Origin of the sequence: Aliivibrio sp. 1S175 (genome assembly GCF_001690985.1) — a bacterium.
GTDB lineage: Bacteria > Pseudomonadota > Gammaproteobacteria > Enterobacterales > Vibrionaceae > Aliivibrio.
On sequence record NZ_MAJS01000035.1, the window covers coordinates 242,637 to 258,131 of the forward strand.

Consider the following 15,495-nt stretch of genomic DNA (forward strand, 5'->3'; position numbering starts at 1 on the left):
TAACGGTTAGGAAAAACAGTCACATGAGATAAAGATACCGAGTAGGTGCTATCTCATTAAAAGAAACTAATCAGAGAGATCGTTTCAAGAAGACCATTAGTTCCCTACGTCAGTATTAACTGAATCAGGTTCAACGGGTTCGCTATTGCGATCTCAGCCTATTGGCTCCCCGACTAATGGCGTCATACTATCACTAATCGATTTGTAAATAGTATGCTTTTTTATGAGAATGATAACTGTATTAGTTAATTCTTATCTTGAGAACTCAATTTGGATGCTAATTGAGCAACTATCGTTTTACGCATATCAGAAAGCTTAGGCGCTTCACCTACTTGCCATGGCAATGGACGCATTAAATTCATGGTTCTTAATCCAAAACGTGCCGTTAATAAACCAATCCCTAACCCCTGTGCTGCTCTGGTTGATAATTTACCAGCAAGGCCAGTAGATAGCATATCAACACCAACATCCGTCACCATTTCAGTTGCTCCTGCAAACGCCATGTTTTGCAAAACCATTTTGAACAAACGTAAGCGGCCCCAATAGCCAAGCTCTACCCCATAAACTTGAGAAACTTGTTCGATTAATCGAATATTACGCCACGCTACTAATAACATATCCACCACAGCTAATGGACTTAATGCCACCATCAATGCTGATTCACCTGAGTGTTTACTAATTAATGCTTTTGCTCGTTTATCTTGCTCTGACACCACCATGCTGTCATACATTTCAAATACTTCAGCGTTGTTATGATGTGATTCAATGCTGTTCTCCCAGCGCGTATATTCTGCCGTATTCGCCGTCGCTCCTTTCTTAGCTAATGCTTCACAGAACGGTTTTGCTTGCCCAATACCATTGCCTTCCATCAATTCAGTGGCTTGATGTTGGATCTCGGCACGGTTTTTAAGTTTACGTAGCGTCCATAGTTCACGACTAATAGCCGTCACCCCCATTAACGCCGCTAAACTGATTAATCCCGCCCAACCCAATGATAAGAAATCGGCGGTTTGAATCGCGGTAATAACATGATCAATACTTTGCCATACTGTTAATCCAAGGAATCCACCAATCAGTGTTTTAATACTCCAATGGGTTTTCTTTTTCACTAATGGCGTTTCAATATCAAGATCATCCAATTCACTTTCGTCTTCAATGGCTTGAGGAATAAAAGTTTGTGTTTCTTCGAACAATTTTTGAGTATTCAGCGATTCTGTTGTCTGCTCATTTTCTGTAAATTGAGGCTCAGATTGAAATACGCGCTGTTTTTTTAATTCACTCATACTAATTTGTCTCCTAATAAAAACTGCATCGCCTTATCCATACGGATATGTTGTAGCGGTTTGTCAGTCTCACTTTCTAACGGCTGAAAACTCATAAAATTAAACGGTTCTGTTTCCCAGTAGGCTTTACTCGGAATACGTTTAGGCACCTCACCCGGAAACATCATCATCGGTGTTTGATCGGCGGTGACCCCTGATATTGCAGAAAACAATTCACCGTCGTCCTCAATCATTCCCGCGGTGGTTGCTTGAATTGAGGCAATGCTCATGCACTCCATTTTAATGCCTTCGTAAGCGGTTTCTTGCCATGTTTGGTGGATCATTTGTTGCAACAGCGACACCATATTGGGGTGTTGTTCAGGCGTAACGTGATCGGCTTTGGTGGCAGCAAACAACACTTTATCTATCTTTGGGGAAAACAGACGTTTAAGCATTGAGCTTTTGCCATACTGGAAACTACGCATCAACTGATCGACAGCCTGACGCATATCATTAAATGATTGTTCACCCGCATTTAACGGCTGTAAGCAATCAACCAATACAATTTGACGATCAAAATGTCTAAAATGCTCGTTATAAAACTTTTTCACTACATGTTGTTGGTAGTGCTGATAACGTTTTTTAAGCACGGCGATGTTTGAATCTTTCTTCGCTTTTGCCAACTCTTCTTCTGTGTATTTATGCAAAAACATAAAAGGAAAGAATTGCAAAACAGGCGCGCCTGCTAACTCACCCGGTAAAACGAATCGCCCCGGTTGCACCCAATGTAATCCCTGAGAATCCTTACAATCATGAAGATATTGTGTAAATAACTCAGCAATATGAGCAAGTTGCTTTTCATCAACAGGCGCTAGAGGATCTAACTTCTTCGCTTCTTGCAACCAAGCTTCAGACAACACTTTACGGTGCCCAGTTAAATTCGATTGCTGTTGTTTAGACCACGCTAAATAATCCATATCCAAAAGCGGTAAATCCAATAACCATTCACCCGGATAATCGACAATATCCACATACAAGGTCGCACTGTCTTGTAAATGCTTTAAGAAACCCGACTTTGGTTTAAATTTTATCGCTAAACGTAACTCACTCACATCTCGTGTTGGCTCTGGCCATGTTGGTGGCACAGAAAGTAGCGAGTCCATTCCTTCGTCATAAGTAAAACTAGGAATAGAAAGATTTGATTGCGGTATGCGTTTCGCACCAATCATTCGGCCTTCACGAGTCACTGATAACAAAGGCAATTTATCACTTGATGCGGCATGTAAGCACTGATTAACTAAAGAGGTAATAAATGCCGTCTTACCTGCACGCGATAGCCCTGTAACCGCCAATTTGACGTGGCGATCCATACTACGGCTAACTAATTTATTCATTTCTTTGGTTAATCTGCTCATTCATATTTCTCTCTTTTCTATAAACAACAAATGGAGTGTACAGAACTGATTCTGAACACCCCATGAACAAGATAGTAATCCTATGTTTCATGTCAATCTACATAAGTTATTGACTGCTCTTGTTAATTAATCCAGTTATAAGTTTCTAAATTCACGACGAACCTTATATTCAGAAGACGTAACATAGCCTTCCATTCGACGAATTTTTTCTTCCATTCTCGCCATGTCTTTATCAACACGTTTAATCACTTCCGATGGCGATTGCCCTGCTTGCCACGGTTTGCTTTTTACCGTGTGTTCACGCTTTTCTTCTGTTCGGTAGTACATTTCAACCGGTGCTTTATCTAAAAAAAGCATGGCTGCAAAATAGGCTAACATCACCAGAAAACCAGCACTAAACAAGGCTGCTGAGACGACTAATATACGTACTATCCAAGGTTCAATACCAAAGTACTGAGCAATGCCTGCACAGACGCCACCAATCTTTCCATTTCGAGTATCTCTATACAGTTCTTTTGACATTAGCGCTCCCTCCAACTCGGGGATTCTGCATCCAGAATTTTCTCTAATGTTTCAACACGACGTTGCATTTTATCCGCACGTTCTGTCATTGTTTTCAATAACTGTGTGTCTTCATGCGACAGACCTTGTGCTGTTTTACCTTTGCTTCGGTAATGTAAAAACAGCCATAACGGGGCAACAAAAATAAAAAATATAACCAATGGGAAAGCAAAAAAGCCGCTCATTGTTTTCTCCTTAGTAATTCAAATTCGATCAACTCTTGTAATCTATTATGCGTCTTTCTTCATTTGTTCTTTTAGACGCTCTAATTCTTTTTCAATTTCATCTTGCGCTTGCAGCTCTGCAAATTCTTGTTCTAGTGAGTTTGCTTTACCCATTGAGTAAGTGTCTGCCTTTGCATCCAATTCGTCAATACGACGCTCATATTGTTCAAACTTTGCCATTGCACGTTCTGTTTTTCCTGAATGCGTATGCGCTTTGATGTCATTACGGTGTTGGGCTGTTTGCTGACGGATCACTAACGCTTGTTGACGAGCACGAGTTTCTGTCAGTTTAGTCTCTAACTCAGTTAATTCTGTGGTTAGCTTCTCAATGCACTCTTCTACAAGAATAAATTCTGTTTTTAAGCTTGATAGTACATCTTGAACTTTCTGTTTTTCTATCAACGCTGAACGAGCCAAATCTTCACGTTGCTTAATTAACGCTAAGCTCGCCTTTTCTTGCCAATCGGTGACTTGTGCTTCAATTGAACCAATTTTACGTGTCAGTTCTTTTTTATCTGCGATTGCTTTTGCTGATGCAGTACGAACTTCAACTAACGTGTCTTCCATTTCTTGAATGATCAAACGGATCATCTTTTCTGGATTTTCCGCCTTATCCAATAATGAAGTAACGTTAGCATTAACGATGTCTGCAAAGCGTGAAAAAATACCCATAATCAATTCCTCTTAATTTAATACGAATCTAATAACTCGTTGTTTTGAAACTTACTATAACTATTACACAATGCATGCCAACTTTTCACACACTAAAAATCAATCACTTACATTAAATTGACCACAACCAAATTTTAGTCCATGATTAAAAAGACCATTATTTGGCTATATTGACCATTACTACTATGGAGAAGATATGAGAAAAGACAGTTTAATTGGTGAGTCTGACGCCTTCTTATCTGCGTTAGATCATGCTTCTCAATTAGCTACCATTGATCGACCAATTCTGATTTTGGGCGAACGAGGAACAGGTAAAGAGCTGATTGCTCAGCGTCTTCACTTCTTATCCAAACGGTGGGATGAGCCACTCGTGAGTTTAAACTGCGCTGCATTAAGTTCAGGTACATTAGATTCTGAATTATTTGGCCATGATGCGGGATCGTTTACGGGCGCAAAACAGCGTCATCAAGGTCGATTTGAACGAGCAGATGGTGGCTCTCTATTTTTAGATGAACTTGGCACCGCGCCTTTAACCGTTCAAGAAAAGCTACTTCGTGTTATCGAATATGGCGAATACGAACGTGTCGGTGGTTCACGCACCTTAAAAGCCGATGTGCGTTTAATTTGTGCGACAAACCAGAACCCTCAGGAAATGGTTGAAGAGAAAAAATTCAGAGCGGATTTACTCGATCGATTGTCTTTTGATGTCATTCACTTACCGCCATTGCGTTATCGCGAGCAAGACGTACTATTGCTTGCTGAGCATTTTGCGATAAAAATGTGCCAAGAGATGAATTTACGTTATTTCGTTGGGTTTTCTTATTATGCCAAACAACAAATATTAGCTCATGATTGGCCTGGTAACGTGCGTGAATTAAGAAATTGCATTGAACGTGCCGTGTTTAAGCATAATCATGAAGAAGCACAAATTGAATCTATCCAACTTAATCCATTTATCTCTCCTTGGGAAAGTGAACAGGTGAAGACGCCGACTTCGACTATACTCAACATTCACAATGAACAAACTCAAACTCAAACTCAAACTCAAACTACCATGCTGCCTTTGAATTTAAAACAATTTCAAAGTGAACAAGAAAGAGACTTGTTAGAACAGGCGTTACTTAAAACGCAACATCATCAACGAAAAGCTGCTGAAGAATTAGGCATTACCTATCACCAATTTCGAGGATTATTAAAAAAGCATCAAATCTTAGACACAAACAAGGGAGAATCTTAGATATTTAAGTGCAGAACCAGTCACTTGGGTATAAAATGACTGGTTCATTAATTAAAATTGATAAAAGCTGCGGTCATTATGAAGATTATTACGCGTATACTCATTGCTGCCACGGGATTATTTAATCTTACTGGCTGTTATGATGCGGGGATCAAACAGACTATTCAGGAAACAGGATTCATTTATTGTGAATCTGGAAGTGTGGAATTTTTTAATCCACAAGTTTCTGATGAAAATAGCATTCTTGAGGCAATTAGCGCTCAGATTTATGACCGTCTATTAATCATTGACCCTATCTCACAAAAGCCTTCTCCTAATTTAGCAAGCTCTTGGGAAATAGATAAGACAGGTACTGTTTATACCTTTACCTTATTACCTGATGTCGATTTTCATTCAACTGAACTGTTCACTCCAACAAGAGCCATGAATGCCAATGATGTTGTGTTTAGTTTTGAACGTATTCTTAATCCCGAAAATCCTTATCACTCCGTAAATTCTGGTCACTACCCTTGGTTTGATAGCATTAATTTTTCCAACACCGTCAAATCGGTTAATGCTATCGGCAACAACAAAGTGCAATTCGTGCTTTCAGCTCCTGACAATACTTTTTTATCCGCACTCTCGAGTTCATATGCGGTTATCCACTCTCAGGAATATGCTCAAAAATTAGCATCCATTGATGAGAAAGAATTAATAGATATTAAACCAGTAGGCACAGGACCATTTAAACTTGATCAGTTTCAGAAAAGTGAACTCGTTCGCTTAAAAAGACACGATAACTATTGGCAAGGCCCTGCAAAAATGTCACAGGTTGTTTTTGATATTTCAAGTCGCGGTACTGGTTCTCTGGCAAAATTATTACGTCAGGAATGCGATGTGGTTGTTAATCCGATCTCAAGTCAATTGCCTATTATTATTGAAAACGACGACCTTACGTTGTTCTCACAAACAGCAACGAACGTCGCTTTTATTGCCGTAAATACGCAAAAACCTCTTTTACAAGATCGTCGTATTCGTAAAGCATTAAATCTAGCGATAGACCGCTCAAGCTTAATAAATTCGGTTTATTATAACTCAGGCATAGAAGCTAAATCGATTTTACCTCCTGCATCATGGGCTTATGGAAACGACAGTTCATTTATCCGTTATGATTTAAACTACGCGAAAGGCTTGTTACGAGAGGCAGGAGTTAACACTCCTCTAGAATTGAAGATGTGGGTTCCTTTGGACAATAACTCTTATAACCCTAGCCCTAAAAAATCAGCAGAAATCATACAAAATGATTTTGCAAAAATAGGGGTTAATTTAACGCTTATTACCAGTGATTTATTAAGCCGTAATGAGTTAATTAATAATAATATTGACCTCGTCCTTACTGGGTGGAATGCCAATAGCTCGGATCCTGATTCAATGCTTAGACCTTTACTTTCTTGTAATGCAAAACAAGCAGGATTCGGCGTTGCTAACTGGTGTAATGAAGAGTTTGACCTTTTATTAGACCTTGCTAAAGAGACCAACCAACCTCGCTACCGTATTAATATTTATCGTCAAATTCAAAACTTATTAAGTGAAGAGCTACCCATTATCCCACTTGCTCATGGTGTGAAATATCAGGCAAATCAATCATCATTAAAAGGATTTACTTTAAGTCCATTTAATACGTATTCTTTCCATAACGTGGTTAGATTTGAGGAGGCAAAATAATGTGGATATACACGATTCGACGTTTTAATTTATTTATTATAACGCTATTGATCCTTACCTTAATTGGGTTCAACATTTTACGCCTTGATGAAACCTCTGTATGGTCTCAAACCTCTTTCTTTTCTGGCTGGGTCACTTATCTAGGCCAATTAACCAATGGGAACTTAGGTGTTAACCAATTTGGGGTAAATATGCTCGATGAAATTCTTCGAGTTTTCCCCGCGACTATTGAACTTTGCCTTTTTGCTTTTTTTATCGCCTTAATCATTGGTACTCCTCTCGGTACTATTGCCGGTATGCGCCAAGGTAAACCAACAGATACGATTGTCTCTTCCATCGCTTTAGTCGGCTACTCAATGCCTCTATTTTGGATTGCACTAATATTATTAATGTTTTTCAGTTTAAACCTTGGTATGACCCCTGTTTCTGGCCGTTACAGTTTATTGTATGAATTTGATATAAGAACTGGGTTTGTCTTTATTGATGTTTTAGCATCTGACTCACCTTACCGTGCTGAAATGCTAGAGAATATTATTCATCACTTAATATTACCTACTTTGGTTTTATCTATTGCTCCAATGACTGAAGTCATCCGCTTAATGCGCTCTTCGGTATCCAACGTCATCACTCAGAATTACATTAAAGTGGCTCATACTAAAGGTCTCTCTAAATTTGAGATCATGATAAAACATATTATACGTAACGCCTTACCCCCTATAATTCCAAAACTTGGGATTCAATTATCGGGTTTGTTTACCGCAGCCATATTAACTGAGTCTATTTTTAACTGGCCAGGAGTGGGACGTTGGTTACTTGATGCTATTATTAATCAAGATTTTGTAGCTATTCAAGCCGGGGTTATTACCGTAGCTTCATTTATTTTATTGGCTAATATCTTATCGGATTTATTAGGTGCCGCTGTAAACCCGTTAGTAAGGAAAGAGTTCTATGCTCTCAAATAGCGTTTATCAAGAAGAACACATCCCTACTCAGATGGAGCGTTTCTGGCTGAGTTATCGTGCTAATTCATTGGCAATGTTTGGTTTTTGGTGCTTATTACTCATCATTATTATTACGATTGCATCTCCATGGTTGAGCCCATACGATCCACAGTGGCAATCAGAGAATTTACTCATGCCACCGTCTTGGAACTCAGAAGGGGACGTGACTTTTTTCTTAGGCACCGATGATCTAGGAAGAGATATTTTATCCCGATTAGTTACAGGCTCTCAGCTTACTTTTGGCTATGCTGTAATCGTTACCCTACTCTCTGGGTTTGTGGGTTGTGGTATCGGCATTTTTGCTGGTATGACTAAAGGGCTAATATCAAGTACCTTGAATCACCTTTTAGATACTATCTTATCTATTCCTTCACTGCTGCTTGCCATTATTTTTGTGGCATTTCTAGGCTTTGGTGAATTCAGTATTTTACTGGCGATTTGGCTTGCCCTTATTCCTCGTTTTATCCGAGCAGTCTATACTGCTGTACACAGTGAAATAGAAAAAGACTACATTCTTGCCGCTCGTTTAGATGGCGCAAATGACTTCTATTTGTTGTGGAATTCGGTATTACCTAACATTTTAACTATTATTGTTGCTGAAATGACGTTAGCTCTTTCTGTTGCGATTTTAGACATTACCGCATTAGGCTTTCTTGGATTAGGCGCACAAGCCCCAAGCCCAGAATGGGGGGCTATGTTAGGTGACTCTATTGAGCTGATTTATATCGCCCCTTGGACCGTAACATTGCCGGGTATCGTTATAACTTTCACTGTGATTATCATTAACTTAGTTGGTGATGGGATCCAACGCGCATTAAATGCGGGGACCGAATAATGCCATTATTAGACATTCGCCATTTAACCATTGAATTAGAGACCCCTCAGGGAATGGTTAAAGCGGTTGATCGTATGAGCTTAACTCTTAATGAGGGTGAAATTCGTGGCCTTGTTGGTGAATCTGGCTCTGGTAAATCACTCGTAGCAAAAGCAATCTTAGGGATAACCAAAGATAACTGGAAGATAAGCGCAGACAGAATGCGCTTAGGTAACATTGATCTACTTGCTTTATCTCCAAAAGAACGACGCCGTGTTATTGGCCGTGAAATGGCAATGATCTTCCAAGAACCTTCTACGTGTCTTGACCCCTCAGAACAAGTCGGGAATCAGCTTAAAGAAGCAATCCCATCAAAGTACTTTTTAGGTAAATGGTGGCAACGCTGGAATTGGCGTACCAAAGGGGCAATTGCCCTACTTCATAAAGTGGGTATTAAAGATCATAAGCATATTATGAAATGTTATCCTTATGAACTTACCGCTGGTGAATGTCAAAAAGTTATGATTGCCATGGCTATCGCTAATAAACCACGTATTTTGATCGCCGATGAACCGACAGATGAACTTGATGCTGTGACACAGTCACAAGTATTTCGATTATTAAGTCGTATGAATCAAGTTAACAACACAACAATTCTATTAATTAGTCATGATTTAATAACGTTAACTCAATGGGTAGATAGAATTACCGTAATGTATTGTGGTCAATCAGTCGAATCGGCTAGTCGTAAAGAAATTCTTGAGGCACCAAAGCATCCTTATACCAATGCATTATTACGCGCGATGCCTGATTTTAGTAAAGATGGGATCCCCCATAAAGCCAAGCTAGAATCATTGCCAGGAACAATTCCTCCACTACAACATTTACCGATTGGTTGCCGTTTAGGTCCGCGTTGCCCTTATGCTCAACGTAAATGCGTACAAGTCCCTGAAGGACAAAAAGTGAAAGACCATAAATTTAGCTGCCATTTCCCATTAAATTTTGAGGAGAAGAAGAATGACTGCGCTTCTTGAAGTTACTGACCTTAAAAAAGACTATGTATTTCGTACTGGCCTTTTTCGTAAACAAATTAGAGAGGCTGTAAAGCCAGTTAGCTTTTCTTTAGAGGCAGGTCAAACCATTGGTTTTATTGGTGCTAATGGTTCTGGAAAATCAACATTAGCCAGAATGCTTGCTGGTGTTGTTGAGCCTACATCAGGAATAATTAAAGTTAATGGTGAAGTCTTAGATTACAAAGATTTTAAAACTCGCTGTAAACTGATCCGTATGATTTTTCAGGATCCGAACTCTTCGTTGAACCCTAGAATTCAAATAGGTCATATACTAGAAGGTCCACTAAAGCGTAATACCAGTATGTCTCAAGATGCACGAGAGCGACGAGTAAAAGATACGCTCCAACGTGTAGGATTATTACCGGAACATGCGTACTTCTACCCTCAAATGTTAGCAACAGGACAAAAACAACGTGTATGTCTAGCTCGAGCGTTAATACTACAACCTTCTATTATTGTCGCGGACGAAGCATTGAATGGGTTGGATATGGCTATGCGTTCTCAGATCATTAATTTGTTCTTAGAGCTTCAACAAGAAATGGCTATCTCATTTATTTACGTATCTCAGCACATTGGGGTGGTAAAACATATTACAGATAAAGTAATGGTGATGCATGAAGGGGAAGTAGTAGAAAAAGGGGTAACTCAAGAAATTTTTGCTAACCCTCAACACTCTATTACACAGCGTTTGCTAGCAAGTCATTTTGATGCACCAACGCATGATAGAAAACAACGAATCAGTGCAGCAACACCTAAAATTGAGTGCTAATTAACACCTATGAATAAAAAAGAAATAATAAAAACAACAAATATGACCATTGATTATGAGAGTTAACTGTACTTATAAAAGCAAATGGTGATGAAGTATATGAACCCATATTATTAACTTCAAATGACAAAAAACGTGATGATAAAAATTAACCTTTATATTTCATGATATTAAATCGCGATTTCCTTGGATGTTTTAGATCTTTTTATAAAAAAAGGATGCTAATTCCTTACATTGGAAATAACACCCTTAATTTCAAATTATATGAGAACGTTTAATTAGAAACCAGAATGGCTCGGCTACTTAATCCATTTTCTAATGTAAGCAATAACATTTGCATTGGTTCTTCATTTAACTGCTCACCCGTCCAAAAGTCACGCCAGATTGATGGTTGGTCAGCGACTAATGTATGTTCCATAGGTTCATCATCATAATTAAATACACAATGCAGCTCATGCTGATGATTTAATCGTAAAGTACAATGGTGGTTTGATAGCGATTTAAATTGTGCAGCATCTTGAGTTAAACGCAGACGAGACAGTAAGTTCTTCCACGTTTTTTTTGCAAATTCATTTAACTCTGGTAGTGGATCACCAGATAGTGCTAAACCTCCAGAAGCAAGAATCACATTACGATGGAACTCATAATATTTTCGCTCTGTGCCTTGATTAGGCAAAGAAACCAACGTTACACAATCAGGGTCTATTTGCCATAACTTACGATGCTGCCAACTGCGGTAAAATGTCTCTTTAGCAAGTTGTTCAAAACGTTCAGGATTACGTTCAACATCATCCGAAATACGCATTGCATCAACAAGACCCAAAGATGGCCACATCGGGGCATTACACCCTAGTATTAATGCATCCCCTGCCCCATTAATAATGGCTTGCATACCTAGACGATAAGCTTCTATACCTGTAATTCCAGATTGAACTCGATGCCCTTTTAAGCAACCCCAAAAGTTTGCGTCTAGCTTAAAAAGCTCAACGCCCCACTCTTCTCGCATAGTATGAATAACATTTGTTAGATGTTGTTGAACCGCGGGTTTTGAGGTGTCAAGAATGTACCATGGCGTGCAACGCCAACCACCATAAGTAATATCGTCTGCTTTTAGTAAATCGCTGTTCTCGTGACGAACAAACCAATCAGGGTGGTTTTTAAATACGTCTGATTCTGGCTGTGCAATAAATGGGGCGATCCAAATAGCAGGCTTTTTCCCTCTATCTTTAATCTCTCTAAGCAAAGATTGAATGCCATTAGGAAATTTACTTGATGGCGTTAGCCAATCTCCCATGAATGCTTGATAACCATCATCTAATAGCACCCATTCAAAATCTTGTTGCTCTGTACACATCACTTCTACGTTATCGAGTACATTCTTTTCGGTAACCTCTGCATAGTATGCATACCAAGAACACCAACCAACCGGAGCATTGCGTTTTACCCCAGCTCTAATAGGATGATTTTCTTGAATTTTCACCGCATAAAGTTCATAGATCTCAGCCAGTGAATCTGCCGTAATTACGGTTACGGCTTCCATGTGATTACTTGCCCAATCTTGTGGTCGTGTGTGCTCACCATCAAGAAAGGCCATTACATTCATGTTGCCTTGAGATTCATGTATTTCAAAATATCCCGCAAAGCGATGGCACGATGTAAAACCAAACAAAGTAAAACCATCTGATTGTTCGACGACTAGATAATTATAAAACCGTTTCTTCGCATCTTCAGAATATAAACGGTAGCTTGAATTATTATCAGGACAACGACCTATGTCTTTTGGCGCATCAACTTGACCGGCTGTTTGAGCTAACATTTGAAAGCCATCACCCAAAATTTTAGCATCATGCTCAAGTTGTGTTGGAAATTGCAGGATTAAGTAATGATCATTAATAGGAGAATTATGAATCCCAGCAAAGCGCAGGGTTATTTGATCGTTTTTTAATTCATAGACTAAATCACTTTGAACAGAAAGTGCTTCTTGTCCACATAAGAAAAATAGCGGGGTCATCATGTGCTTCCTATTGCTGTTTTTTGTACGAAATTAATCAACTAACTATGTGATTTTCGTAGAATACTACGATTCAAAATACAAGCAACAATAACAGGCGTAAGACGAGATCTAGAAGAAGTTATGAAAAATTAGACGGTTAAAAAAGAGAAAGCAACTGAAATAAATATTATGACAACTTATTCTGTATATCCATTTGAGGTGCTTTCGTGTGAGAATAAAACATATAAAAAAAGCACCTAAATATAGGTGCTTTTTAATTAATTAACTTTTATTGTCTTATTCAACAATAATTGGACCACCGAACGAAGTTACTGGTGGAACTTTACCTTTGAATTTCTCAAAGTTAACTAGACATGTATTCGCAGATGTTGCCTGAGCAAGCTCTGATGATGGAATATCTTGTGTCAGTGTATTTGGATCGCCATAAGTACAGATTGCGCCCACTTTTTCGTTCAATGGACCGTACCATGCACCTTCTTCGATACGGATAACACCACGAGGGTAACTATCAGTAAGAACAGCACCAGCAAGAAGCTGACCACGACCATTAAATACGCGAACTAGATCGCCACTCTTAATACCTTTTTCTTTAGCATCTTGAGGGTTAATGTATACCGGCTCACGACCTTGAACAGCGTAAGTTGCACGGAACTCTTCAGATTCACACATTTGTGAATGCAGACGCTTATCAGGGTGACAAGATTGCATCCAGAATGGGTGTTCTTTAGAACCCGGGCCGCCATGTGAACGTTCAGATTTCTCGAACCACATTGGGTGACCTTGACATTCTTCGTAGCCAAAGCGCGCAATCTTACGGCTTGTGATTTCAATGAAACCAGAAGGTGTGCCTAGTGCATTCACTTCAGGATCTTTACGGAAATCAGCGTGACGAACCCATGGTTTACCTTCGCCGAAGTCTAGAACGCCTTTTTCCCAGAATACATCAAATTCAGGCATATCAAATTTGCCTTCGTTTGCTGTGCGACATTCAGCATAAAGTGAACGAACCCACTCCATCTCATCCATACCACGAGTATATTCTTTATGACGGCCAAAACGACGAGTCAGTTCAGTCATGATCTCAAAATCAGATCTTGATTGGTATAGTGGATCAACCAGCTTGTGCATTGCAATTAAGCCACGCGCCGAGTATGAACCGTATTGGTCAATATCATTACGTTCCCATTGCGTACATGCAGGTAGTACGATATCAGAGAAGCGACACGTTGCAGTCCAAGCAAAATCAATCGTTACAACCGTTTGAAGTTTTTGGAACGCTTGCTTCATACGGTTACGATCTTGGTGGTGATGCCAAGGGTTGTTACCAGAAATAACCATCATTTTGAAATCAGGTAATACGACTTTATTACCGTTATAACGGATTTCTTTACCTGGTTCTAATAGACAGTCAATCCAACGCGCTACAGGAATAGTATTGCTGTAACCATTGAAGTCGTTGTTATTCCACTTAGGCTCATGACCTTGGTCCACGTTACGTGGGAAACCACCAGGACCTGCAAAACCAGTAGAAGGAACACCAACACTTGAGTAGTGGTGACTGTAAGATACACCACCACCAGCAAGACCGATTTGGCCAGTCATTGCAGATAGAACCGTACCCATCCAGTATGGTTGCTCACCGTGTTGTTGACGTTGGATACACCATCCAAATAGGATTTGTGTACGGCCAGTTGCCATCATTTTCGCAAATTCACGAATTTGCTCAGGTGATACGCCACAGATCTCAGCAGCCCACTCAGGAGTCTTAACTACTTTATCTTTCGTTTCACCAAGCACGTATTGCATAAACTCGTCAAAGCCTAGGCAGTAAGTATCGATGAACGCTTTGTCGTACAAGTTCTCAGTGTATAACGTGTAAGCCACAGCTAACATGAACGCCACATCAGTTTGTGGATTCAAGTACATGTGGTCATTTTGTAAGAAGCGTTGTGTTTTGTTTTTAACTGGGTCAACAGAAAGAACATTTACTTTACCTGCAGCCACTTTTTCTTTTAGCTTCTCAAGGTATGCGTAAGATTCATGAGTCTCACAGTTCCAACCTACTTGTAGGTTTTTAACTGGATCCGTTGCCCATAAAATAATGTTATCTGAATGCTCGATGATCTCAGACCAAGAAGTACCTTGTGCGTACACTTCTGTAGAACCAAGAACGTAAGGCATGATTGTTTGACCTGCACCCGTCGAGTAGTCACCTACTTTCTTGATGAAGTTACCATGCATACCAACGGCACGTTGCATTTGAGCAGTACAGTTGTGGAAAGAACCTGTTTGGTTCCAACCAGTTTGACCTGCATGAAGCGCCCATGGACCGTAGTCTTTTTGAACACGCTCAAGCTCGCGGTAGAATAAATCTAACGCTTCATCCCAAGTTACACGTACGAAACGGTTGTTACCACGAGTTTCAGTAGAGTACTTGTGCTTTTTCAGCCAATCTAGACGAACCATTGGGTAACGTACACGGCTTGGGCTGTAAATAATGCCTTTGATACCATTCAACATTTCTGTTGGATGCTTATCCATTTCTAATGCTTTAATTTCTTGAACTTTACCCGCATAGATGTGCGCACGGAACGCACCCCAATGTGAGCCAGACATGCGCCATGTGCCTGTAGTTTCAGCTGCGCTTGCTTTTGAAGACATTAGTAGGCTTGGACCTACTAGAGATACTGCACTTGTTGTTGCAACACCTTTTAGAAAACTTCTTCTGCTAATAGACATAATGCTATCT

At 39.7% G+C, this 15,495-nt stretch carries 13 protein-coding genes and 1 riboswitch; of the genes, 6 read left to right on the plus strand and 7 right to left on the minus strand.

Features of this window, described 5'->3' with window-relative positions; all coding sequences use genetic code 11:
* Positions 1–84: 84 nt before the first annotated feature.
* Positions 85–182: riboswitch (TPP riboswitch) on the minus strand.
* A 63-nt stretch (positions 183–245) separates the two neighbouring features.
* The 5 genes from A6E06_RS12475 to pspA form a co-directional block, all read right to left on the minus strand.
* A complete protein-coding gene (locus tag A6E06_RS12475; protein ID WP_065593404.1) occupies positions 246–1,283 on the minus strand; it encodes a YcjF family protein in 1,038 nt (345 codons plus the stop codon).
* On the minus strand, positions 1,280–2,677 hold the full coding sequence (locus A6E06_RS12480; RefSeq protein WP_065593403.1) for a YcjX family protein: 1,398 nt from the start codon (positions 2,675–2,677) through the stop codon (positions 1,280–1,282). The genes A6E06_RS12475 and A6E06_RS12480 overlap by 4 nt, the downstream gene beginning before the upstream one ends.
* Positions 2,678–2,812: 135 nt before the next feature.
* Positions 2,813–3,199: an envelope stress response membrane protein PspC gene (gene pspC, locus A6E06_RS12485; protein ID WP_017021854.1), complete on the minus strand. Its 387-nt coding sequence runs from the start codon at positions 3,197–3,199 to the stop codon at positions 2,813–2,815.
* A complete protein-coding gene (gene pspB / locus A6E06_RS12490; RefSeq protein WP_012551815.1) occupies positions 3,199–3,423 on the minus strand; it encodes an envelope stress response membrane protein PspB in 225 nt (74 codons plus the stop codon). Before pspB ends, pspC begins: the two co-directional genes overlap by 1 nt.
* A gap of 45 nt (positions 3,424–3,468) precedes the next feature.
* Positions 3,469–4,134 carry a phage shock protein PspA gene (gene pspA, locus A6E06_RS12495; protein WP_065593402.1) on the minus strand — a complete coding sequence of 222 codons (666 nt, stop codon included), beginning with the start codon at positions 4,132–4,134 and terminating at the stop codon, positions 3,469–3,471.
* Between the two features lie 196 nt (positions 4,135–4,330).
* Between pspA and pspF the strand changes: the two genes are divergently transcribed.
* From pspF to A6E06_RS12525, 6 genes are all read left to right on the plus strand, one after another.
* Positions 4,331–5,371, plus strand: a complete 1,041-nt coding sequence (gene pspF, locus A6E06_RS12500) for a phage shock protein operon transcriptional activator (RefSeq protein ID WP_065593401.1) — start codon at positions 4,331–4,333, stop codon at positions 5,369–5,371.
* A gap of 78 nt (positions 5,372–5,449) precedes the next feature.
* Entirely contained in the window at positions 5,450–7,075 is a 1,626-nt protein-coding gene (gene sapA / locus A6E06_RS12505) for an ABC transporter substrate-binding protein SapA (protein WP_065593400.1), read from the plus strand.
* Positions 7,075–8,037 carry an ABC transporter permease subunit gene (locus A6E06_RS12510; RefSeq protein ID WP_065593399.1) on the plus strand — a complete coding sequence of 321 codons (963 nt, stop codon included), beginning with the start codon at positions 7,075–7,077 and terminating at the stop codon, positions 8,035–8,037. The genes sapA and A6E06_RS12510 overlap by 1 nt, the downstream gene beginning before the upstream one ends.
* On the plus strand, positions 8,024–8,911 hold the full coding sequence (gene sapC, locus A6E06_RS12515; protein ID WP_065593398.1) for a putrescine export ABC transporter permease SapC: 888 nt from the start codon (positions 8,024–8,026) through the stop codon (positions 8,909–8,911). Before A6E06_RS12510 ends, sapC begins: the two co-directional genes overlap by 14 nt.
* A complete protein-coding gene (locus A6E06_RS12520; RefSeq protein WP_065593397.1) occupies positions 8,911–9,924 on the plus strand; it encodes an oligopeptide/dipeptide ABC transporter ATP-binding protein in 1,014 nt (337 codons plus the stop codon). The genes sapC and A6E06_RS12520 overlap by 1 nt, the downstream gene beginning before the upstream one ends.
* Positions 9,908–10,732, plus strand: coding sequence for an ATP-binding cassette domain-containing protein (locus tag A6E06_RS12525; protein ID WP_065593396.1), 825 nt, complete (start codon positions 9,908–9,910; stop codon positions 10,730–10,732). Before A6E06_RS12520 ends, A6E06_RS12525 begins: the two co-directional genes overlap by 17 nt.
* Before the next feature lie 274 nt (positions 10,733–11,006).
* On the opposite strand, the gene A6E06_RS12530 is transcribed toward A6E06_RS12525, so the two are convergent.
* Both A6E06_RS12530 and torA read right to left on the minus strand, forming a co-directional pair.
* On the minus strand, positions 11,007–12,746 hold the full coding sequence (locus A6E06_RS12530; protein WP_065593395.1) for a glycoside hydrolase family 36 protein: 1,740 nt from the start codon (positions 12,744–12,746) through the stop codon (positions 11,007–11,009).
* A 276-nt stretch (positions 12,747–13,022) separates the two neighbouring features.
* Positions 13,023–15,485, minus strand: coding sequence for a trimethylamine-N-oxide reductase TorA (gene torA / locus A6E06_RS12535; RefSeq protein ID WP_065593394.1), 2,463 nt, complete (start codon positions 15,483–15,485; stop codon positions 13,023–13,025).
* Between the last annotated feature and the right edge of the window lie 10 nt (positions 15,486–15,495).